We start from the raw sequence: 18,319 nt of genomic DNA, 5'->3' as shown, positions 1-18,319 counted from the left end.
GTCAGCGGCCCGCCGACACGACGAAATGCATCACGTCGGTCCGCCGTTCGGCAAATCCCGCTTGGCAATAGGCGAGGTACAGCCGCCACGTGCGAATGAAGGTCTCGTCGAATCCTTGCGCGCGCACCAGATCGGCGTGTGCATCGAACGTGTGCCGCCACGTGCGCAGCGTGCGCGCGTAGTCGTCGCCGAACGCGTGCACCGGTGCGGCGGCGAGTCCGGCGCGGCGCGCTGCGTCGACGAAGCGCTCGGCGCTCGGCAACATCCCGCCGGGAAAGATGAATTCGCGGATGAAGTCGCTCGACGCGCGGTACGCCTCGAATTGCGACTCGGCGATCGTGATCGATTGGATCAACGCGCGTGCACCGGGCTTCAGACGCCGCACGAGCACGTCGAAGTACACGGGCCAGAACTTTTCGCCGACGGCTTCGAACATTTCGATCGACACCGCCGCATCGTATTGGCCGTCGACGTCGCGATAGTCGCGCAATTCGATCGTGACGAGATCGGCCAGCCCCTCGCGCGCGACGCGTTCGCGAGCCAGCGAATATTGCTGCTGCGAGATCGTCACGCCGTGCACGCGGATGCCCTGACGCGCCGCGTGTACGGCGAAGCCGCCCCAGCCGCAGCCGATCTCGAGCACGCGCATGCCGGCGCGCAGGCCGAGCGTCGCGACGATGCGCTGATACTTCGCCGCTTGTGCGTCGGCGAGCGGGCGGCGGTCGTCGCCGTCGAAGCATGCGCTCGAATAGGTCCACGTGTCGTCGAGCCACAACCGGTAGAAGTCGTTGCCGAGGTCGTAATGCGCGTGGATGTTGCGGCGGCTGCCCGCGCGCGTATTCGCGCGCAGCCGATGGCGCAGCGCGTACCACGCGCGTGCGAAGGGGCCGCCCGTCACGGTCTTGGCGATCACCGGCTGATTGCGGATCGCGACGCGCAGCAGCGCGACCGGATCGGGCGTGTCGACCCAGCCGGCGCGATACGCGTCGGCAAAGCCGATGTCGCCGGCGCGCAGGATCGCGCGGCAGGCGCGCCAGTCGCGGATCTGCAGCGTCGCGGCCGGCTGGCGGTGCGGATCGCCGAACACGTGTTGTGCGCCTTCGGGCGTCACGAGCGTGAGATGGCCGTCGTGGATGCGTCGCAGCAGCGCGATGAACAACCGGGCCGACAGCGGCAGCGCCGCTTGCGAGGCGGCAGAGAGCAGACGCAGCAGGGTCATGGGCGGGCCTCGTGATCGGACGTCGCCGGACGGCCGCGCGACGACGCGTCCGGCGAGCGGGACAGGGACGAATCGGCGCCGGCCGAATGGCCCGGCGGCGTCTTGCCGTAGAACGGCACGCGCGCGAGCCACAGCCGCAGCGCATGCCAATGGATGCGGATGACGACGTTCACCGCGTTCAGCGGCTGGCGAGCCAGCGCGCGCCACGCGCGGGCGGCGGTCAGCGGTTCGGCGCGCATGCCGAGCGCCGTGCGCAGCAGCAGGCCGTCGTCGTCGCGATAGTCGATCGCGACGCTCAGGTGGTCGCCGCGCTGCCGCACGCGAAACGCATAACTGCCGGCCACCTCGCAAAACGGCGAGACGTGAAACGTCTTTCGGCAGACGAGGGCGGTGCCGGCGTCGATCGGCGCGTGATGCAGCGCCGTCAGCAGATAGCCGTGGTACGCGCCGAAGGTGTTGCGCACGTCCGCGTAGAGCGCGCGCAGCCGGCCCGCGCGGTCGTAGCAGTACCAGAAGCTGACCGGGTTGAACGCGTATCCGAAGATGCGCGGGATCGTCTGCAGCCAGATCGGGCCGTCGGCCGGAATGCCGGCCCGCGCGAGCAGATCGCGCATCCATGGCCCGAGCGGCCGCCCGTCGCGCGGGCCGTAGTCGCGCGATGCGGGGGCGAGCGGGCGCCAGCGGTCGACGCCGAACCAGCGGCCGTCGATCTCGTCGAGCCGTTCGACGTCGCAGCAGACCTGGAAGATCGGATACGTGAACGCATGGTGCACCGGCCGCAACCGTTCGTGCATCACGTGGCCGACCAGAAGCCGCGCGGCATGGCCGTCGCGGGCGAACGGCGCGTTCATGGGCGCGCCCAGACCGGCGCGATGCCGAAGTCGGCGGCGACGCGCAACGCCGATTTCAGCCCGTCCTCATGAAACCCGTAGCCCGTCCACGCGCCCGCGAACCACGTGTTGCGCCGTCCCTGCAGCGCGGGCAGACGTTGCTGCGCGTCGACGGCCGCGAGATCGAGCAGCGGATGCTCGTAGTCGTAGCGCCCCAACTGCGTGCCGGGCGCGGGCTCGTCGACCGGATTCAGCGTGACGACCACCGGCGAACGGAACGGCAGCGGCTGCAACTGGTTCAGCAGATAGCTGACGCACACCGGCGCTGCGTCGCCGCCGCCCGGCGCGGACCGGCCGCTCAGGTAGTTCCAGGCCGACCACACGCGCTTGCGGCGCGGCAGCAGCGCCGTATCGGTATGCAGCACCGCGACGTTGTGCTGATAGCGCACGGCGCCCAGCACGTCGCGCTCGGCGTTGCTCGGGTCGGCGAGCAGCCGCAGGCTCGTCGGCGCGTGGCAGGCGAGCACGACCGCATCGAAGCGCTCGTGACCGGCTGCGTCGGTGGCGACCGTGACGTAGCCGTCTTCGCGCCGGATCGCGCGCACCGGCGTGCTGACGCGCACGTCGTCGAGCGTCGCGGCGATGCGCTCGACGTACTGCCGCGCGCCGCCGGCGACCGTGCGCCACGGCGGGCGGTTGTTGACCTGCAGCAGCGCGTGATTCAGGCAGAAGCGCAGGAACGTCGCCGCCGGAAAACGCAGGATGTCGTTGGCCGCGCTCGACCAGATCGCCGCCGCCATCGGCAGCAGATAGTGATGCTGGAACGGCGCGCCGTAGCGGCCGGCGGTGAGCAGTTCGCCGACCGACAGACGCTGGCGGTGCGCCGCTTCGAGATGATCGCGCGCGGCCGCGTTGAAGCGCAGGATGTCGCTCAGCATGCCGAGAAACGTCGGCGAAAACAGGTTGCGGCGTTGCGCGAATACCGTGTTGAGATTGCTGCCGGCCCATTCGAGCCGGCCGCCGTCGACCGACACCGAGAACGACATGTCGGTCGCATGGGCCGCCACGCCGAGTTCGTCGAACAGCGCGATCAGGTTCGGATAAGTGCGGTCGTTGAATACGAGGAACCCCGTGTCGACGGGGTGGCGCGCTCCGTCCAGTTCGACGTCGACCGTATGCGTGTGGCCGCCCAGATAGTCGGCGGATTCGAACAGCGTCACGCGGTGACGGCGGGCCAGCAGATAGGCGCTTGCGAGGCCCGCGATGCCGGCGCCGACGACGGCGATTCGTCGTCCGCGCGGCAGCGAGCCGATGTATTGCGGGTGCATCGCGAAGGGTCTCCGTCAGTCACAACAGCGGAATCGGAAATGACATGTCCGGATATACGTGGCGCGCGTGCGTGCGGATGCACGGCAAGCCGTCAATCTCGCCGGCCGGGCGACGCGAAGCCGGGTTGGCCGAGCTGGTCGGGCGTTTGCGGCACGCGCCTGAAGCGCGACGTGTCGTAGCCCATCGCGTCGAGCCGCGCGAGCAGCGACCGATAGGTGGCGTCGTCCATGGTCGGCTCGCGCGAGAAGATCCAGCCGAGCGTCTTGCCCGGGTAGCCGAGGATCGTGTGGCGATAGTCGGCGTCGACATACAGCGTCAGCTGCGTGACGTACACCGGCCAGAACAGCCGCACGCGCCATTCGCCGCCGTCGCTGCCGGGCTTGACCGAATCGACGAACCGGTAGCGCGTCTCGGGTCGATCGAAGCCGCCTTTGCGGCCGACGAACGCGTCGTCGATCCGGCCGTCGTCGCGCAGCCGCCATTCGGCCCGGCTGCCGACGAAATCGCGCTCCGCGAAATACGGAATGTTCGCGATCACGTACCAGCGGCCCATATAGCGTGGCAGGTCGACGGGAACGGTCGACAGCGGAACGCCGGCGCGCGGATTCGGATTCGGCGGAGCGTCGGAGCAGCCGGCGGTGCCGAGCGCGAGAGCCATCGCCATCGCGACGGCCACGCGGCGCACCGCGCCGTGCGACATGACGGGCCTCACGCGCGCCCCCGGCGCTTGTCGAACAGATAATGGGCGACGCCCCATTCCTGCCCGCCGGCATAGCCGAACAGCTCGGCGACGGCCATGTAGAACATGCGCCAGCGCTGGAACCAGATGCGCGCGTCGGCGCCATAGACGGTGTCGAAAATCGGCATGATCCGGTCGCGCGCCGCGTCGAGCGACGCGAGCCACTGGTTCGCCGTGCGCGCGTAGTGCGTGCCGTCGAGCCACCATTGGCGGGCGATGCGCACGTCGTCCTGGAACCGCAGCAGCAGATCGGCCGACGGCATCGTGCCGCCAGTGAAGAAATGGCGCGACATCCAGTCGGTGTCGTCGCGCACCGCGAAGTGATAGGCGAGCAGCTTGTGCGCGAAGATGTGCACGAACAGCTTGCCGTCGTCGCGCATCCAGCGCGCGATCTTCGCGAGCAGTTGCCCGTAGTTCTTCATGTGCTCGAACATCTCGATCGACAGCACGCGGTCGAAGCCGGCGTCGTCGGCGTCGAATTCGAAGTCGACCACGTTGCCGGTCATGATGCGCAGATTGGTCAACCCGCGCCGCGCCGCGCATTGCTCGATGAACAGCCGTTGGCCGTGCGAGTTCGACAGGCCGACGATCTGCGCGTGCGGATAGCGTTCGGCGAGCCACAGCGACAGCGAGCCCCAGCCGCAGCCGAGGTCGAGAATGCGCTGGCCGTCCGCGAGCTGGGCGCGCTCCGCGTACAACTCGAGCATCGCGTCCTCGGCCTGCGGGAGCGTTTCGGTGCCGCGCGGGTAATAGCCGCACGAATACTTGAGCCGCGGGCCGAGATGCGCCTCGAAGAACGCGCCGGGCACCTCGTAGTGCTGCGTGTTCGCTGCTTGCGTATCGATCGCGATCGGGCTCGCGCTCAGTTCGCGCACCAGCGCGTCATGGGCCGCCGCTCGCCCTTCGCCGTCGTAAGCATGTTCGGCGCGCAGGCGGTCGCGCATCAGCGAGCGCATTCCGGCGCGGATCAGCGGGTCCGGCAGCCAGCCGCGCTCGCAACAGCGGATCAGCCAGGAGTCGTCGGGGGCCGGCAGCGTGGCCGGCGACGGTTGCGAGGTGGTAGCGGTCATCAGCGTGAGCTCCGGTCTTCGGGGTGATCGGTTGGCGCGGCGGAAGTGCCGCGCATCGGCCTGGGCGGCCACGGCACGAGCGCGCTGGTCGTGCGCATGTAGTCGCGGTAGCCCGGCCGGGTTTGCACGAGACGTGTTTCGAGCAGCGGCAAGCCGGACATCTTGAGCAGCAGCACGGCCATCAGCAGCGGCGGCAGCAGCGTCAGCCAGCCCCACGGCATCGCGATCGCCAGCGCCGTGTACGCGAGCCAGTGCACGCACTCGAAAAAGTAGTTGGGGTGCCGCGAATAGCGCCACCAGCCGACGCGACAGACCTGGCCGCGGTGGCCGGGATCGGCGAGGAAGCGCGCGAGCTGCCGGTCGGCGGCCATCTCGCCGGCCACGGCGGCGATCCAGATCGCGACCGCGGCGGCAAGCGCCGCCCCCGACGGCGCTTTCGCGCTATAGGCGGGGACGAAGAACGCGATCGACAGCAACATCGAGATCAGCGCTTGCAGCTGGAACAGCCAGAACATGTTGCGCGGCGCGGCGTCGCCCCATTGCTCGCGGAACCGGCGATAGCGCGGATCTTCCGGCTGCCCGCGATTGCGCCGCCACAGATGCTGCGCGAGCCGCAGGCCCCAGACGCCGCCGCCGATCGCGACGAGCGCGCGGTTCGCGGCGAGGCCGGTGCCGAGCGCGGCGACGAACACGGCTACGCCGCCGAGCGTCGCGGCCCAGACGGGGTCGATCATTGCGGCGTTGCGGGAATGCAATTGTTCGATCCATACCGCCGTGAACGACAGGAACAGACCGATGAAAGCGAGCAGGGCAACGGCGACGGCGGGCATACGGGCTCCGAGGACGCGATGTCTTCGATATACGGAGCCGTGGGCCGAACGGATGCAGCAGGCGGGATGCAGCGCGGTTCGGCGGTGTCGGGAAGGGGCGGGTGAGACGTAGTCGCGCGCCGCGCGGTTGCGCGGCGTGCGTCATGTGGTGCGCGTTATGCGGCGTGCATCGGCCCGGTGGCGAGCACGGGCCCGGTCGGTTGACCGGTCGGCGAGCCGCCGCGCGGCTCGAGCGACACGGCGAGAACCGCGCGCGCGCCGAGTTGCGCGACGATCGCATCGGGCAGCGTCATCGACGCCGGCGCGTTCGGCGCGAAGACGCCGAGCGAAATCGGCTTCGCATTCGGCGGAATCAGCCACAGTTCGGTCGAGCGATCGGCGGCGATCGCCGGCGTGTTCGCCGGCACGACGACCATCGTCGCGCGCCGCAGGTCGACCGTGGCCGTCCAGTCGGCCACGCCGTCCTGCCGCGCGAGCGTGGCGGCCATGTAGGGCGTGCCGACGGCGGCGCGCTGCGGCGCCTCGCCGACGCGGAGCACGTTGACCGCGAGCAGCCCGAGCGCCGCGGCGCTCGCGCCGATGCCGACCCAGCGCCACAGTTGCAGGCTGTTCCACCATCCGCTTGATCGTGCGTCGCCGTGAGCGGGCGGCGCAGCGGCGAAGTCGAGTTCGTGCTGGATTTTCGTCCAGACGCGCGCGGGCGGCGCGACCGGCGCGACGTCTTCGGCGAGCGGCGCGAGACGGCGCTGCCAGCGCTCGAGCGTGGCGCGCAACATCGGATCGCGTGCGGCGGACTGCTCCAGCTCGCGGCGTGCGTCGGCGTCGAGCACGCCGAGGGCGTATTCCGCGCAGCGCAGTTCGGGATCGTGATCGGGCGGCGTATTCATTGCTCCAGACACACCTTTAGCTGCATCAGGCTGCGCCGGATCCAGCTTTTCATGGTTCCGAGCGGCACGCGCAATTGCGCGGCCAGCTCACTGTAGGTCGCACCGCTGAAGAAGGCTTCGCGCACCGCGCGGCCGTGATGCGGATCGAGCCGCTCGAGGCAGCGCTCGAGGCGTTGGCGCTGCTGACTCGCCTCCGCGAGCGCGGCCGGCGTCGGAGCGTCGTCGGGGAGCGTCAGCCAGTGTTCGTCGTCGAGCTGCGCGTCGCGATGCTGCCGCAACCGGTCGATCGTCCGGTTGCGCGCGAGCGTGACGAGCCATGTCATCGCGCCGCCGCGCGCCGGGTCGAACGCATCGATGCGCCGCCACGCGGTGGTGTAGACCTCCTGAAGGAGATCCTCGGCTTCCCCGTGATCGTGCACCATCCGCACGATGACGCCGAACACGTGCGCCGCGCTCAGCCGGTAAAGCTCGGCGAAAGCGGCCTGATCGCCGAGCGCCGCCTGCGACATCACGCGATTCAGGTGTTCGCGGCGCGCGGCGTCCGCGTCGCCGTCGCGCGCAGACGCCGACGGAGCGACGCGCCCGGCATCCTTCGGCCTGTCGTTCATGCGGAGAAAATGGCGCGCAGAGCCATGGCTTGAATGTGGAGCGAAATATAGCACTGTCGGACGTACCGGTTGAGCGATCGCGGTCGACACGCCGCCTGTCGTGCAGGCCGGCGGGCGTCGCAGGATCTTCAGTCAGATACGAGCGTCGCGCGCGTGCAGATGCAGCCGTCGTTCGCGGGATGCTGCAGCATCCCGCCGGTCGGGTGCAAAATGGCCGGACATCGTGCCTGGAGAGCTAGTCAATGAAGCAAAGTATCGTCCGTAGGCCCGCGCGTGCGGTGTGCATGATCGTCGCCGGCGCAGCACTGTTGCTCGCCGGATGCGCCGGCCTGGCCGGCGGGCCGAGCGGCAATGCGCAGGTGCCGCAACCGGCCAGGCCCGTCGATCTCGATCGCTACGTCGGCCGATGGTACGAATTCGCGCGCTACGAAAACCGCTTCGAACGGGGATGCGACGGCGTGACGGCCGACTATGCGAAGCGGGAGGATGGCCTCATCGGCGTGCGCAACAGCTGCCGCGAAGGCGGTCCGAACGGCCCGGTGCGGAGCTCCGAAGGGCGGGCGAGAATCGTCGCCGGCAGCGGCGACGCGAAACTGAAGGTGTCGTTCTTCGGGCCGTTCTTCTTCGGCGATTATTGGGTGCTCGATCACGCCGACGACTACTCATGGTCGATCGTCGGCGAGCCGTCGGGCCGGTTCCTGTGGATCCTCACACGCAGCGCGAAGCCTTCTGCCGACGAGGCCGCGGCGCTGATCGAACGCGTCCGCACGCTCGGTTACGACACGAAGATGTTGCGCCGCACCGCGCATTAGGGCGGCCGCGCGAGGTCGGCTCAGGGGGGCGGCACACGCTAGCTGCATGCACGCGGCCGATCGAAGCGCATGGCGGGCGCGTGCCGACCGGCCTGCGACCCGGCTCGCGCCGGGCCACTGCCGGCGCAAGCCGGTAAGCGACTAAACCTGCCCGCGATCGCGCGCGTTCACGGCGACCACCGACGGCGATTCCGCAAGCGGGACGAAACGCCGGGTCGCGCCGTCGAGCGCGTCGATGCCGCCGCTCTCGATGTCGTAGACCCAGCCGTGCAGGTTCATGCGGCCTTGCTCGAGCGCGAGTGCGACCGACGGGTGGGTGCGCAGGTTCGCGAGCTGCGCGATCACGTTTTCGCGGACCAGCCCGTCGAGCTTGGCGCGCGGCGTGTCGTATTCATGGGCGGCATTGATGACCTTCGCGGCATCGGCATGGCGCAGCCAGTTCGCGACGGCCGGCAGATGATCGAGGCACGTGCAGCGCGAGATCGCGCCCATCGCGCCGCAATCGGAGTGGCCGCAGATCACGATGTCGCGCACGCCGAGGACGGCGACCGCGTATTCGACGGTGGCCGACACGCCGCCCGGCTCGGGGCCGTACGACGGCACGATGTTGCCGGCATTGCGGATGACGAACAGTTCGCCGGGTTCGCGCTGCGTGAGCAGCTCGGGGACGACGCGGCTGTCGGAGCACGTGACGAACAGCGCTTTGGGGCTCTGTGACGTGGCGAGTTGCTTGAACAGCGCCTCGCGTTGCGGAAAGATGTCGCGCTGAAAACGCAGAAAACCGTCGATGATGTCTTGCATGCTTGCTCCAAGGCTTCAAGTTCGGATGCCGGCGCAGAAGCGGCACGTGCCCCTGCGCGGCGCGCAATATTATCCCGATATCGAGCCGGTGTGGTATCGCGCCTTCGCGAGCCTTCGTGTGGGGGCAGAACGCTCGCGCGCAAATGCTGCTGCGCAGATTCCGCTGGATTTTTGGGGTCGCACCGAAAACGAGAGGGTCGCGCGAAGCGTGCCGATCGGCACTCGGCGCCGTTTTCCCGGCTCGCCGTATGGCCATTCTCCCGCGCCGGAAAAATCTTGTAGCATCGCCGGCGTGCCAGCGGGCAGGCAGCGAGCGCCGCTGCCTGCCGGCTTTTTCCTGTTTGTCGCGGTCATGCCGGGTGGGCCGGCGGTGCCGATTCACATGAGGTCAGTATGCGTCGCATTGGGCTCGTCCTCGTCCCGCAGTTCCAGGTGATGAGTTTGCTAGCGTTATCCGTGTTCGACATCGCCAATCTGCGGGCCGGGCGCTCGCTGTACGAGGTCAGCGTCATCTCGGAGGGCGGCGGCCCGGTGGAGGCGTCGTTCGGCATGTGCGCGTCGACCAGGCCGGCTCACGCGGCGGAGCTGCACACCGTATTCGTCGGGGCGTCGTTGTCGAAGCCGCCGCTGACCGACGGCATGCGCCAGTTGCTGCTCGATCTCTCCGGCAAAGTCGAGCGGATGGCCTCGATCTGCCTCGGCGCATTTCTGCTGGCCGACGCCGGCCTGCTCGACGGGCGCCGCGCCACGACGCACTGGGCGTACGTCGACCAGTTCAGGGAGCGCTTTCCGGCGGTGAGCGTCGAGAAGGACTGCATCTTCGTGCGTGACGGCAGGATCTGGAGTTCGGCCGGGATGAGCACGGCCATCGACATGGCGCTCGCGATGCTCGAGGAGGATCTCGGCGCGGATGCCGCGCTGGAGGTCGCGAAGGATCTCGTGATCGAACGGTGGCGGCGCTCGGGCGCGCAGCCGCAGACGTCGGTGCTGCTCGAGCATCCGGCGCGCAGCAACCGGATCCACGACGTCATCACCTACATCCGGCAGCATCTCGGCACCGAGCTGACCGTAGAGAAGCTCGCCGACGTGGCGCGAATGAGCAAGCGCCAGTTCACGCGTCGCTTCAAGGACGAAACGGGCCTGACGCCGGCCAAGGCGGTCGATCGCATCAGGCTCGAAACGGCGCGCGATTTCCTGACGAGTTCGTCATGGACCATCGACACGATCGCGCGCGAAACCGGATACGCGGATCCGGAGCGCATGAGGCGCTCCTTCGTGCGCGCGTTCGGACAGCCGCCGCAGGCGCTGCGGCGGCCGGCCACGGCCGAGCCCGTGGATCCCGACTGACGCGTGCCGGCGGATGTCGCCCCCAGCATGGCGCGAAACGAGGGAACTGTGTCCCTCCGCGCGCATCGTTGATAAATAAAATGAGCGCTGTCCGGATGGCATCGGTTCCGGGATGTCGCCGGCCGGGGCCTCGCAGCCGATGGGGCGCATCCAGCTGATCTCGCGTCAACCCGTCGACATCGTTTCCGCCAGTTGGACAAACTTTCCGCACCCGATTTCAGTGCCGCGCTCGGCTGCGTTCGCGCATGGGGGGCGATGCTGGTGCTCGCCGATCCGGCGACGGCGGCCCGACCACCTCGATGCGACGCGACGCTCGCAGCACGACGGCCGGCCGCTGGTTCGGCGGCGAAGGGACGCGGTCGGTCGGGCGCGTGCCGGGTACGCGCGCGAACGCGCTCGTCCGCCGCGCAGCGCACGCAATTGCCCGCGGCAAGCATCGAGCACCGGTGACGCAATCGCCGTCGGACACGCCGGCGCGAGATGCGTCGCGGCCCGCATTCGCGGCACTGAACCATGACTGAATGGACCGTTGAGACGCATGATATGGCAGAGGTAGCGACGCAAGACGGTTCGACGCCGGTCGTGTACATCGTCGACGACGATGCCGCGGTGCGCGCGTCGCTCGATACGCTGTTGCGCTCGATGGGCATGCGCGTCGCGACGTTTGCGAGCACGGCCGAATTGCGCGCGACGCAATGGGCGGACGCGTCGAGTTGTCTGCTGCTCGACGTCCGGCTGCGCGGCGAGAGCGGGCTGGTGTTCCAGCAGGCGCATGATCGGCCGCCGGTGCCGATCGTCGTCATCAGCGGCTTCGCCGACGTCGAGGTGTGTCGCAAGGCGCTGAAGGGCGGCGCCGTCGATTTTCTGGTGAAGCCGTTTACCGACCAGGAGCTGATCGACGCCGTGAACCTCGCGCTGTCGCTCGATACGGCTCGGCGTACGAACGACAGCACGCGCCGGCGGCTGCAGCAGTTGTTCGAGCAGCTCACGCGGCGCGAGCGCGAGGTGCTCGCGCACGTGGTCAGCGGGGCGTTGAACAAGCAGATCGCTTCGCAGCTCGGATTGAGTCTGATCACCGTCAAGCAACATCGCGCGTCGGTGATGCGCAAGATGAATGCGTCGTCGCTCGCCGACCTCGTGCGCAAGTCGGAAGCCATCGGCGTGCATGCGCCGGTGGCGGGTTAGGCGGCGCGGCGATGACGGCCGTTCGGTGTGGTTTCAGTTCGGCTTGCCGATCGAGGTGCCGGGCTCGAACCTGTCGGTGACCGTCTATGGGGGGCGGCCGTCGTGTTGATCCGGCGCTTGGGCGAACCGCGCGTTAAGCCGCCCCGCGGCGACGAGGGCAAGCGTTCAGCAAAACTGCGTCCGGCGCTACGGCGTTCTTCACGCGTCGGCGGCGTCGGCGGCGTCAGCCGGACGGCGCGCCGGTAGCGCGAACGAGAAGCGGCAGCCCGCGCCCGGTTCGCCGTGTGCCCATATCCTGCCGTGGTGCGCGTCGACGATCGAGCGAGCGACGGTGAGGCCCATTCCCATGCCGTCGCACTTGCTCGTGAAGAACGGCTCGAAAAGCTGGTCGATCGTTGCCTGTTCGACGCCGGGGCCGGTATCGCAAACGTCGAACACGACTTCTTCCGCATTCGCAGTGACCGACACGCTGAGCACGCGCTCGCGCGACGAGCCGATATCGATCGCCTGGATGCCATTGAGCAGCAGATTCGCGAGCACCTGCTGGATCAGCACCGGATCGGCGAATACGCGCGCGTCCGGATCGATCGAACGTTCGATGCGGACGTCCTTTGCGCTGGCTTCGGGCGAGACCAGAAACAGCGCGGCATGCACGGCGTCCGACGCCGCGAACTCGACGAACTGGACCGGCGCCTTGGCGATGAAGCCGCGAATCTTGCGGCATATCTCGGTCGCGTCGCGCGCCCAGCGCGCGGCGCGGGCGATGGCGGCCGTCGCTTCGCCGATGTCGGGCTCGTCGCGAGCGAGCCAGCGCAACGCGGCTTCGGCCGATGAACCGACGGCCGACAGCGGCTGGCTCACCTCGTGCAGGATCGACGCCGACATCTCGCCGAACAGCGACACGCGCGCGGCACGCGCGGCTTCCGCGCGCAACGCGTCGAGCCGGTCGCTGTGCTCCTTCTGTTCGGTCACGTCGAATGCATAGAAATGCAGGCGCCGGTAGCCGTCCTCGTGCTTCGGCAGCGAGCAGCGCCACACGATCGGCACGCTGCGGCCCTTGAAGGTCAGCAGCGTGCGCTCGCCCTGGCACGCCGGGCGAGCGTCGTAGATGGCACGCAGCACCGCGCGGTTGCTCAATCGATCGGGCGGCAACAGGATCTGCGCATGCTCGAGGAAATGCGCTCTCGACTCCGCTTCGAACAGGCTCACCACCGCGTCGTTGACGGCTACCAGCGTGTGCTGCGCGCGCAGCTCCGCGACGGCGTGCGGATGCTCGTCGAAATAGCGGTCGAGATCGACGATGCCCGACCGCCGCAGCGCCTGCACCGCCCAATAAACGTGCGACCAGTCTTCGATCAGGATCGGTATCGGCGCCGACAGAAAGAACTCGCTTTCCGCCGGAGGTGAGCCGCCTGGCGGCTCGATCGTGAGGGTTGCGGACGTGGGCATTAGGACCAGGTGCTTGCGCTGAGGGCTCGCGTTGCGCGCGAAAAACCGGATGGACGGACGTGACGCATCGGGCCGGCGAACGATGCGTTGCATGTGCGTTCGATGCAAGTGCAACTATAAGGGAGATCGTTGCGCGTTGCAGCGCGTGCCGCGGGCGACGGATCGACAACCCAAACCTTGGTATGAGATGGAATCCACCACCGGCTGATGGTTCAGACGAAATCGTTCCACTAGACTCGCCTTCAACGTGAGTGAAGGGCGTGGTGCCGCGAAGCGGGGAATCGCCGAGGCGGGAGCTTCGCGGTTTCTTCGGCGCAACGCACCGATGGCGGGCGCTGCATGCGCGGTCGATGCGAGGGGAACGGAAGATATGACGCAGCCAACGTTTGCATACGACGATGTGTTCGAACGTGCACTGATGCGCTTGCTCGATCCGTCGAGAGGCGCAGGCGCGTGCGAGGGCGTGGCCGACGCGGCAGGTCGGCGGACGCGGCGCGGGGCGACCGCCGACGCTGCGGCCGACGTGGCCGACATGACCGCGCCTGCGGCCGTCAAGATCAGGATCGTCGAGATTCTGTCGGCGACGTCGGTCAGTGTGCGCTGGAGCGATCCGAGATTCGGGCATTTCGGCGAACAGGTATGGCGCTGCGTGACCGCGCGGATGGCGTCGCGCTGCGTGCTGACCGGTGTGCCGATCCATTGCGGCGATCGTGTGTATCGCCCGCAGGGGCGCGGCCGTACCGTGCCGTGCAACTGGGACAGAATGATCCACGCGGCAGCCGTCGCGCCGGGCACTTCGTGCATGGTGGACGACCAGTGACGCACGAGGGACCGCGGCCGGTATCGCACACTTCCACCTGGGCATGACCGTCGCGGCAGCGCGCCGACGATACGTTGCCCGAAATCCGGTTGCGTTCCCGGCCCGGCCGGCGAGCGTGGCGTCACGCGAGACATGCTGTGCACGACAAGACGGTTTGCATCATCGACGATGAAATGGCGGTAAGGCAGTCGCTGGAATCGCTCGTGCGCTCGATGGGCGCGCGCGTGATGTTGTACGCGTCGGCCGAAGCGTTTCTCGCGCACGGAAGCGGCGGGCCGTTGCACTGCATCGTATGCGATATCCAGATGCCCGGTATGTCGGGCATCGAACTGCTCGCGTGCCTGCGCGCGCGCTGCTGCGACGTGCCGTTCATCTTCGTGACCGCGCACCTGAGCGCGCGGCGGCTGGGCGACGCGCAACGTCTCGGCGCATTGTGCGTCCTGGAGAAGCCGTTCGATCCGGGGGAACTGGTGCAGCGGCTGATGTGGGCGCTCGCGGGTTGCTGACAGGGCGGCAGCGGGACACCTTCACTGCGTGCATGTGCTCTGACGGAGCCGCGGGTTGCGCCGCTTCCCCCGTGGTCGCGATCCATTCGCCGGGACGCTCCGGCCGTGTTGCCGTGCAGCGTGCGAACCGGATGTGGGCCATACCATCACGATCGTACGGCGCCGACGCGCCGCTCGCGTCGTGTCCGCCATGCTCCACGGCGACACACTGCCGCGAGAGGCTGTCACTTTACGCAACACGTGATCGGCGGCGCACCGTCACGCGCGCGCCGCCTGCTGCGCTTCGAACATGCCGTGCAGAAGCTCGAGCGAGATCTCCGCGATCGGCGTGCCGTCGTCGCTCAGGATTTCATACAGCAGTTCACCGGGCCGCGGGCGCATGCTGAACAGCACGATGGCGTCCTCATCGCCGCCGCCTTCGCGATGCGGCGTCTCGCCCGCCGGCGTGATCGTGTAGCTGCCGGCCGGACGCGCTTCCCGCAGGCTGCCGTCGTGTTCGTGGATGCGGTGCTCGCCCTGCACGACGAACGTATGGTTCAGCGATGTATGGCGATGCGAAACGATCTGCCTGCCCGCATCGAACCTGAAGATCACATCGGCGATTCGCTGCTCCATGTCGACGTTCATGATGAAGAACGCGAAGTGCGGGAATTCGCCGAAGGGCTGCCAAGCGATTGCGCTGGCGTCGAAATTGCTAACGGTCATGCGTCTGTCTCCTGAATGGATCGTGTCCGTTTCCTTGGGGTGGGGCGGAAACGTCCCATCAAGATATGCGCCGGATCGCACCCACACTTGCCATTTCGTGCCACGTGCCGATGCGATGGTTCACCGGATCCGCGCGATGTCGGCCGTAGGCCTGACGCGCGCGCGGTCGATGGGGCCGCTGGTCGAGGCCGTGGTGCAATGCGGCGCATCGGTCGAGCGTCTGTTCGCGCGGGCCGGCTTGCCGCCGCGATTGATCGACGATCCGGACCATCTGATTCCGCTGCGGGACCAGTTGGCCCTGGTCGAGCATGCGCGGCGCGGTGGCGAAGCTCGCCATGCCGATGAACTGCTCGACGCGCCGAATCCGATGCGCACAACCGGCCCGCTGCACATTCCGCCGTCGCTGCCGGACGAGGACGACTTCGTCGGTACCGTGACCGAATTGGTCCGTACCAGCACGTTGTTGGACCAGCAGGCTCGCGTCGACTGGGTAGCGAAACGGCTCGGCATATCGAGCCGAATCCTGCAACGGCAGTTGGCGATGCACGGGCGCGATTTCCGGAGGATTCGTCAGGATTCGTCAGGATCCGTCAGGCGGTTTCCTGTGAACGGGCGCACGCGATGCTCGCAACCGGGATGCGCGTGACCGAGATCGCGTATGAACTCGGCTACAGCGATCCCGCGCATTGTTCGCGCGCGTTTCGCGCGTGGACCGGGCGGCCTCCGCAGCGGTGGCGGTAGCGCCGCATTGGCAGTGCGTCGAGGTTGGGATCGCGAACGCGGAAATTCAGCAAAGCCGCGTGCTTCGGAGGCGATGCGACGGGGAGCAGATCGCGGCCACCGTCGATGCAGAGAACGCGCGCCTGTCCGCAGCGAATCCGGTCAAGAAGTTCGCGATATGCGTCACTGCGTTTGCCGAACGGTGCAACTCGATTCGCTCGGGTGGCGGTTCCCTGAGCCTAGCCTGGCCCATCGCTGGCGGCGGCAAGCAGCGGTACGACCAGATCGCTGATCGGCGTCGGAATGCCGTGAGATCGACCGAATCGCTGCACGACGCCGTTCCGGCAATCCCATTCGAGCGGGTGACCGTGCTGCCGGTCGGCGAGAATGGACGTGCCCAGATCGGGCGGATAGCGCCGAAATGCATCGACGATTTCCTGCGGCACGTCGTCGCCCAGCTTCGCCCCTTCCGCGCGGGCGACCACCAGACATTCGCGCAGATAAGCGAGCGACAGATCGGCGATGTCGCTTCGCGCGTACATTCCGGCGCGACGGCCGGTCAGCACCATGAGCCCCGCGACCGCGTTCTGCAACAGCTTGCGCCACGCGAGCGAGATGAAATCCTCGGCGACCTCGACCGAGCAGCGCGTGCCGCGCAAGGCCGACACCACCACGCTGCTCGCCGGCGTATCGGGCACAGTGAGGCGCGGCGCGGCGCGCAGCCACACCGACGCGCCCGACTCGCGTTGCGCCGGAAACCAGACCACCGACGGCACGACCGTCGCGCCCGCCGCGTACGGGGCGAAGGCGGCTTGCTGCTCGACGCCGTTCTGCAACACGCAGACGACGGAGTTCGTATCGCTGAGCGCGGCGAGCCATGGTGCGGCGCTCGCCACCTGGGTCGACTTCACTGCCACGAACACGAGATCGAACCGTTCGCGGATCGAATGCGGATCGGTGATGACGGGCCCCGGCACGACGATCTCGCCGCCATCGAAGCGCAATTTCAGTTGCGCGTGCGCCGAGCGGCCGCAGATCGCCGGCGTGCGGCCGGCTTCGTGAAGCGCGGCGGCGATGGTGGTTCCGATCGCGCCCGGGCCCACGACGGCGATGGTTGGGTGGTCACGCTTGGTCATCGTGTTCCTCCTGATTGGTCATGCGCCAGATGCGGACGCAGTGCGACGGCGAACGGAAAGATCGCCAGCGCGGTCAACGCGGTGGCATAGGTCGCGCCACGCACGCCGATCGCGTCGCCGAGGAAGCCGTAGAGCACCGGCGAGAGCGCGCCCGATGCAATCGTCCCCGTGTAGAAGATCGCGAACGCGCGCTCGGTGCGGTCGGGCGACGACATCTCCGGAACGGTTCCGTACAGCACCGACGATGTGCCGTTGAGCATCATGCCGAGGATCGGCAGCAGCACCATGGTAAGCGTCAACGGCAGATACATCACCGCGACGATGCACGCGGCCGTCCCGCCCTCCGTGAGCAGCACCGTGGCGACCACGCCGGTGCGCGCGCCGAGCCAGCCGCACATGAATTTGCCGGCCGCCCCGCCGATGAACACCAGCGCGAGCGCCGTGCCGACGAGTGGCGGCGACACGCCCTTTGCGTTGAGCAGGAACGGCAGAAACGTGAGCAAGCCCATGCGTACGGCCGTATCGAGCACGCCGATCGAGAACAGGGCCCGGAATCCGCTTCCCACCGCGCCGTCGCGGCGAGCCGGCGCCGCGGCGCCGGCCGTCACGTCGCGAGACGCCGACGGCACCGCGGGAAACGACGACGCGATGACCGCGGCGAGTACGCAGCCCAATCCGGCGACGATCCAGAGCGCGTGACGCCACGGCATCATCGTCGCGAACAGCGAAATGGCCGCCGGCAGCGCGGATTTCCCCAGATCGCCCGAAAAGTTGTAGATACCGAGCGGGCCTCTCGCGTCGCGCCCGTAGCTGCGCGACACGGCCGCCGATGCGATCGGGTGCTGCGTGCTCGACCCGACGCCCGAAAGCGCCAACGCCGCGGACAAACCGAGCAGCCCGCCCGACATCCCCGCCAGCGCATAGCCCAGCGCGGCCAGCAGCGTGCCGACGGCGAGCGTGGCGCGACTGCCGAAGCGTTCCGCCAGACGCCCCGCAGGCAATTGCAGCGTCGCCATCGTGCCGGCATAGACGCCGCGCACGATCGCGAGCGCGGCGAAGTCGAGCCCGAACTCCGCCTGCCACACCGGCAGCAAGGCGTAAATCATGTCCGTATAGCCGTCGTGCAATGCGTGCGCAATGCACGATAGCCACAGCACGCGCGGCTGCGATTGCGCAGCGTCCGCGGCCATCGGAGGGGAAAAATCCGGCAAGCGCATCGTGGTTCTCTCCGTACGCGAGGGAGGTGGGAGCCGCTCGTGGTGTCGATTTCAGCCCCGCCATGCGAATTCTATGACCGAGCTCGATGGCATTTCAATTGAGCTAAAA

The 18,319-nt window shown here is 68.2% G+C and carries 20 protein-coding genes; 7 read left to right on the top strand and 13 right to left on the bottom strand.

Annotated elements, in window-relative coordinates; all coding sequences use genetic code 11:
• Position 1: 1 nt before the first annotated feature.
• The 8 genes from EX20_RS04745 to EX20_RS04710 form a co-directional block, all read right to left on the bottom strand.
• Positions 2–1,219, bottom strand: a complete 1,218-nt coding sequence (locus EX20_RS04745; RefSeq protein WP_034192798.1) for an SAM-dependent methyltransferase — start codon at positions 1,217–1,219, stop codon at positions 2–4.
• A complete protein-coding gene (locus tag EX20_RS04740) occupies positions 1,216–2,070 on the bottom strand; it encodes a DUF1365 domain-containing protein (RefSeq protein WP_034192797.1) in 855 nt (284 codons plus the stop codon). The genes EX20_RS04745 and EX20_RS04740 overlap by 4 nt, the downstream gene beginning before the upstream one ends.
• Positions 2,067–3,377 carry an NAD(P)/FAD-dependent oxidoreductase gene (locus EX20_RS04735; RefSeq protein ID WP_034192796.1) on the bottom strand — a complete coding sequence of 437 codons (1,311 nt, stop codon included), beginning with the start codon at positions 3,375–3,377 and terminating at the stop codon, positions 2,067–2,069. Before EX20_RS04735 ends, EX20_RS04740 begins: the two co-directional genes overlap by 4 nt.
• Positions 3,378–3,469: 92 nt before the next feature.
• Positions 3,470–4,078, bottom strand: coding sequence for a lipocalin family protein (locus EX20_RS04730; protein WP_014725775.1), 609 nt, complete (start codon positions 4,076–4,078; stop codon positions 3,470–3,472).
• A gap of 8 nt (positions 4,079–4,086) precedes the next feature.
• Entirely contained in the window at positions 4,087–5,187 is a 1,101-nt protein-coding gene (locus tag EX20_RS04725) for an SAM-dependent methyltransferase (RefSeq protein ID WP_034192794.1), read from the bottom strand.
• The gene (locus tag EX20_RS04720; RefSeq protein ID WP_034192793.1) at positions 5,187–6,017 is read right to left on the bottom strand and encodes a DUF1295 domain-containing protein; all 831 of its coding nucleotides are present in this window, start codon (positions 6,015–6,017) and stop codon (positions 5,187–5,189) included. Before EX20_RS04720 ends, EX20_RS04725 begins: the two co-directional genes overlap by 1 nt.
• A 155-nt stretch (positions 6,018–6,172) precedes the next feature.
• Entirely contained in the window at positions 6,173–6,904 is a 732-nt protein-coding gene (locus EX20_RS04715) for an anti-sigma factor (protein ID WP_014725778.1), read from the bottom strand.
• Positions 6,901–7,512 (bottom strand): sigma-70 family RNA polymerase sigma factor, encoded by a 612-nt coding sequence (locus EX20_RS04710; protein ID WP_014725779.1) that lies wholly within the window; start codon positions 7,510–7,512, stop codon positions 6,901–6,903. Before EX20_RS04710 ends, EX20_RS04715 begins: the two co-directional genes overlap by 4 nt.
• Before the next feature lie 242 nt (positions 7,513–7,754).
• On the opposite strand from EX20_RS04710, the gene EX20_RS04705 reads away from it, so the two are divergent.
• The gene (locus EX20_RS04705; RefSeq protein WP_034192792.1) at positions 7,755–8,324 is read left to right on the top strand and encodes a lipocalin family protein; all 570 of its coding nucleotides are present in this window, start codon (positions 7,755–7,757) and stop codon (positions 8,322–8,324) included.
• 141 nt (positions 8,325–8,465) lie between these two features.
• On the opposite strand, the gene EX20_RS04700 is transcribed toward EX20_RS04705, so the two are convergent.
• Complete coding sequence (locus tag EX20_RS04700; RefSeq protein ID WP_014725781.1) at positions 8,466–9,125, bottom strand: carbonic anhydrase; 660 nt, start codon at positions 9,123–9,125, stop codon at positions 8,466–8,468.
• 393 nt (positions 9,126–9,518) lie between these two features.
• Here EX20_RS04700 and EX20_RS04695 point away from each other — a divergent pair, with 393 nt between their 5' ends.
• Together EX20_RS04695 and EX20_RS04685 are read left to right on the top strand one after the other, a co-directional pair.
• A complete protein-coding gene (locus EX20_RS04695; protein ID WP_034192791.1) occupies positions 9,519–10,472 on the top strand; it encodes a GlxA family transcriptional regulator in 954 nt (317 codons plus the stop codon).
• A 543-nt stretch (positions 10,473–11,015) separates the two neighbouring features.
• The gene (locus EX20_RS04685) at positions 11,016–11,657 is read left to right on the top strand and encodes a response regulator transcription factor (RefSeq protein WP_014725784.1); all 642 of its coding nucleotides are present in this window, start codon (positions 11,016–11,018) and stop codon (positions 11,655–11,657) included.
• A gap of 198 nt (positions 11,658–11,855) precedes the next feature.
• Here the strand turns inward: EX20_RS04685 and EX20_RS04680 are convergent, their stop codons facing one another.
• On the bottom strand, positions 11,856–13,106 hold the full coding sequence (locus tag EX20_RS04680; RefSeq protein ID WP_050991252.1) for a sensor histidine kinase: 1,251 nt from the start codon (positions 13,104–13,106) through the stop codon (positions 11,856–11,858).
• A 532-nt stretch (positions 13,107–13,638) separates the two neighbouring features.
• Here EX20_RS04680 and EX20_RS32735 point away from each other — a divergent pair.
• On the top strand, positions 13,639–13,926 hold the full coding sequence (locus EX20_RS32735) for a DUF3331 domain-containing protein (RefSeq protein ID WP_050991268.1): 288 nt from the start codon (positions 13,639–13,641) through the stop codon (positions 13,924–13,926).
• Between the two features lie 137 nt (positions 13,927–14,063).
• Positions 14,064–14,432 (top strand): response regulator transcription factor, encoded by a 369-nt coding sequence (locus EX20_RS04670; RefSeq protein WP_014725787.1) that lies wholly within the window; start codon positions 14,064–14,066, stop codon positions 14,430–14,432.
• Positions 14,433–14,690: 258 nt separating this feature from the next.
• Here EX20_RS04670 and EX20_RS04665 read toward each other — a convergent pair whose 3' ends face one another.
• Positions 14,691–15,137: a cupin domain-containing protein gene (locus EX20_RS04665; RefSeq protein WP_034192788.1), complete on the bottom strand. Its 447-nt coding sequence runs from the start codon at positions 15,135–15,137 to the stop codon at positions 14,691–14,693.
• A gap of 136 nt (positions 15,138–15,273) precedes the next feature.
• Between EX20_RS04665 and EX20_RS04660 the strand changes: the two genes are divergently transcribed.
• Together EX20_RS04660 and EX20_RS33305 are read left to right on the top strand one after the other, a co-directional pair.
• The gene (locus tag EX20_RS04660) at positions 15,274–15,783 is read left to right on the top strand and encodes an AraC family transcriptional regulator (RefSeq protein WP_139164679.1); all 510 of its coding nucleotides are present in this window, start codon (positions 15,274–15,276) and stop codon (positions 15,781–15,783) included.
• A complete protein-coding gene (locus EX20_RS33305; RefSeq protein ID WP_081053380.1) occupies positions 15,759–15,878 on the top strand; it encodes a helix-turn-helix domain-containing protein in 120 nt (39 codons plus the stop codon). The genes EX20_RS04660 and EX20_RS33305 overlap by 25 nt, the downstream gene beginning before the upstream one ends.
• Positions 15,879–16,096: 218 nt before the next feature.
• Here the strand turns inward: EX20_RS33305 and EX20_RS04655 are convergent, their stop codons facing one another.
• Together EX20_RS04655 and EX20_RS04650 are read right to left on the bottom strand one after the other, a co-directional pair.
• Entirely contained in the window at positions 16,097–16,993 is an 897-nt protein-coding gene (locus tag EX20_RS04655) for an oxidoreductase (RefSeq protein WP_034192786.1), read from the bottom strand.
• Entirely contained in the window at positions 16,990–18,210 is a 1,221-nt protein-coding gene (locus EX20_RS04650) for an MFS transporter (RefSeq protein ID WP_034192785.1), read from the bottom strand. Before EX20_RS04650 ends, EX20_RS04655 begins: the two co-directional genes overlap by 4 nt.
• Positions 18,211–18,319: the final 109 nt, after the last annotated feature.

Origin of the sequence: Burkholderia sp. WP42 (assembly GCF_000745665.1) — a bacterium.
GTDB lineage: Bacteria > Pseudomonadota > Gammaproteobacteria > Burkholderiales > Burkholderiaceae > Burkholderia > Burkholderia vietnamiensis.
This window is presented reverse-complemented; position numbering and strand designations above follow the sequence as displayed.

Excerpts from the sequence above, each read along its gene's own strand:
- EX20_RS04705 (WP_034192792.1), top strand. The coding sequence starts at position 7,755 with ATGAAGCAAAGTATCGTCCGTAGGCCCGCGCGTGCGGTGTGCATGATC.
- EX20_RS04740 (WP_034192797.1), bottom strand. The coding sequence starts at position 2,070 with ATGAACGCGCCGTTCGCCCGCGACGGCCATGCCGCGCGGCTTCTGGTC.
- EX20_RS33305 (WP_081053380.1), top strand. The coding sequence starts at position 15,759 with ATGCTCGCAACCGGGATGCGCGTGACCGAGATCGCGTATGAACTCGGC.
- EX20_RS04680 (WP_050991252.1), bottom strand. The coding sequence starts at position 13,106 with ATGCCCACGTCCGCAACCCTCACGATCGAGCCGCCAGGCGGCTCACCT.
- EX20_RS04685 (WP_014725784.1), top strand. The coding sequence starts at position 11,016 with ATGGCAGAGGTAGCGACGCAAGACGGTTCGACGCCGGTCGTGTACATC.
- EX20_RS04710 (WP_014725779.1), bottom strand. The coding sequence starts at position 7,512 with ATGAACGACAGGCCGAAGGATGCCGGGCGCGTCGCTCCGTCGGCGTCT.
- EX20_RS04665 (WP_034192788.1), bottom strand. The coding sequence starts at position 15,137 with ATGACCGTTAGCAATTTCGACGCCAGCGCAATCGCTTGGCAGCCCTTC.
- EX20_RS04745 (WP_034192798.1), bottom strand. The coding sequence starts at position 1,219 with ATGACCCTGCTGCGTCTGCTCTCTGCCGCCTCGCAAGCGGCGCTGCCG.
- EX20_RS04730 (WP_014725775.1), bottom strand. The coding sequence starts at position 4,078 with ATGTCGCACGGCGCGGTGCGCCGCGTGGCCGTCGCGATGGCGATGGCT.
- EX20_RS04725 (WP_034192794.1), bottom strand. The coding sequence starts at position 5,187 with ATGACCGCTACCACCTCGCAACCGTCGCCGGCCACGCTGCCGGCCCCC.
- EX20_RS32735 (WP_050991268.1), top strand. The coding sequence starts at position 13,639 with ATGACCGCGCCTGCGGCCGTCAAGATCAGGATCGTCGAGATTCTGTCG.
- EX20_RS04735 (WP_034192796.1), bottom strand. The coding sequence starts at position 3,377 with ATGCACCCGCAATACATCGGCTCGCTGCCGCGCGGACGACGAATCGCC.
- EX20_RS04650 (WP_034192785.1), bottom strand. The coding sequence starts at position 18,210 with ATGCGCTTGCCGGATTTTTCCCCTCCGATGGCCGCGGACGCTGCGCAA.
- EX20_RS04700 (WP_014725781.1), bottom strand. The coding sequence starts at position 9,125 with ATGCAAGACATCATCGACGGTTTTCTGCGTTTTCAGCGCGACATCTTT.
- EX20_RS04655 (WP_034192786.1), bottom strand. The coding sequence starts at position 16,993 with ATGACCAAGCGTGACCACCCAACCATCGCCGTCGTGGGCCCGGGCGCG.
- EX20_RS04695 (WP_034192791.1), top strand. The coding sequence starts at position 9,519 with ATGCGTCGCATTGGGCTCGTCCTCGTCCCGCAGTTCCAGGTGATGAGT.
- EX20_RS04660 (WP_139164679.1), top strand. The coding sequence starts at position 15,274 with ATGTCGGCCGTAGGCCTGACGCGCGCGCGGTCGATGGGGCCGCTGGTC.
- EX20_RS04720 (WP_034192793.1), bottom strand. The coding sequence starts at position 6,017 with ATGCCCGCCGTCGCCGTTGCCCTGCTCGCTTTCATCGGTCTGTTCCTG.
- EX20_RS04715 (WP_014725778.1), bottom strand. The coding sequence starts at position 6,904 with ATGAATACGCCGCCCGATCACGATCCCGAACTGCGCTGCGCGGAATAC.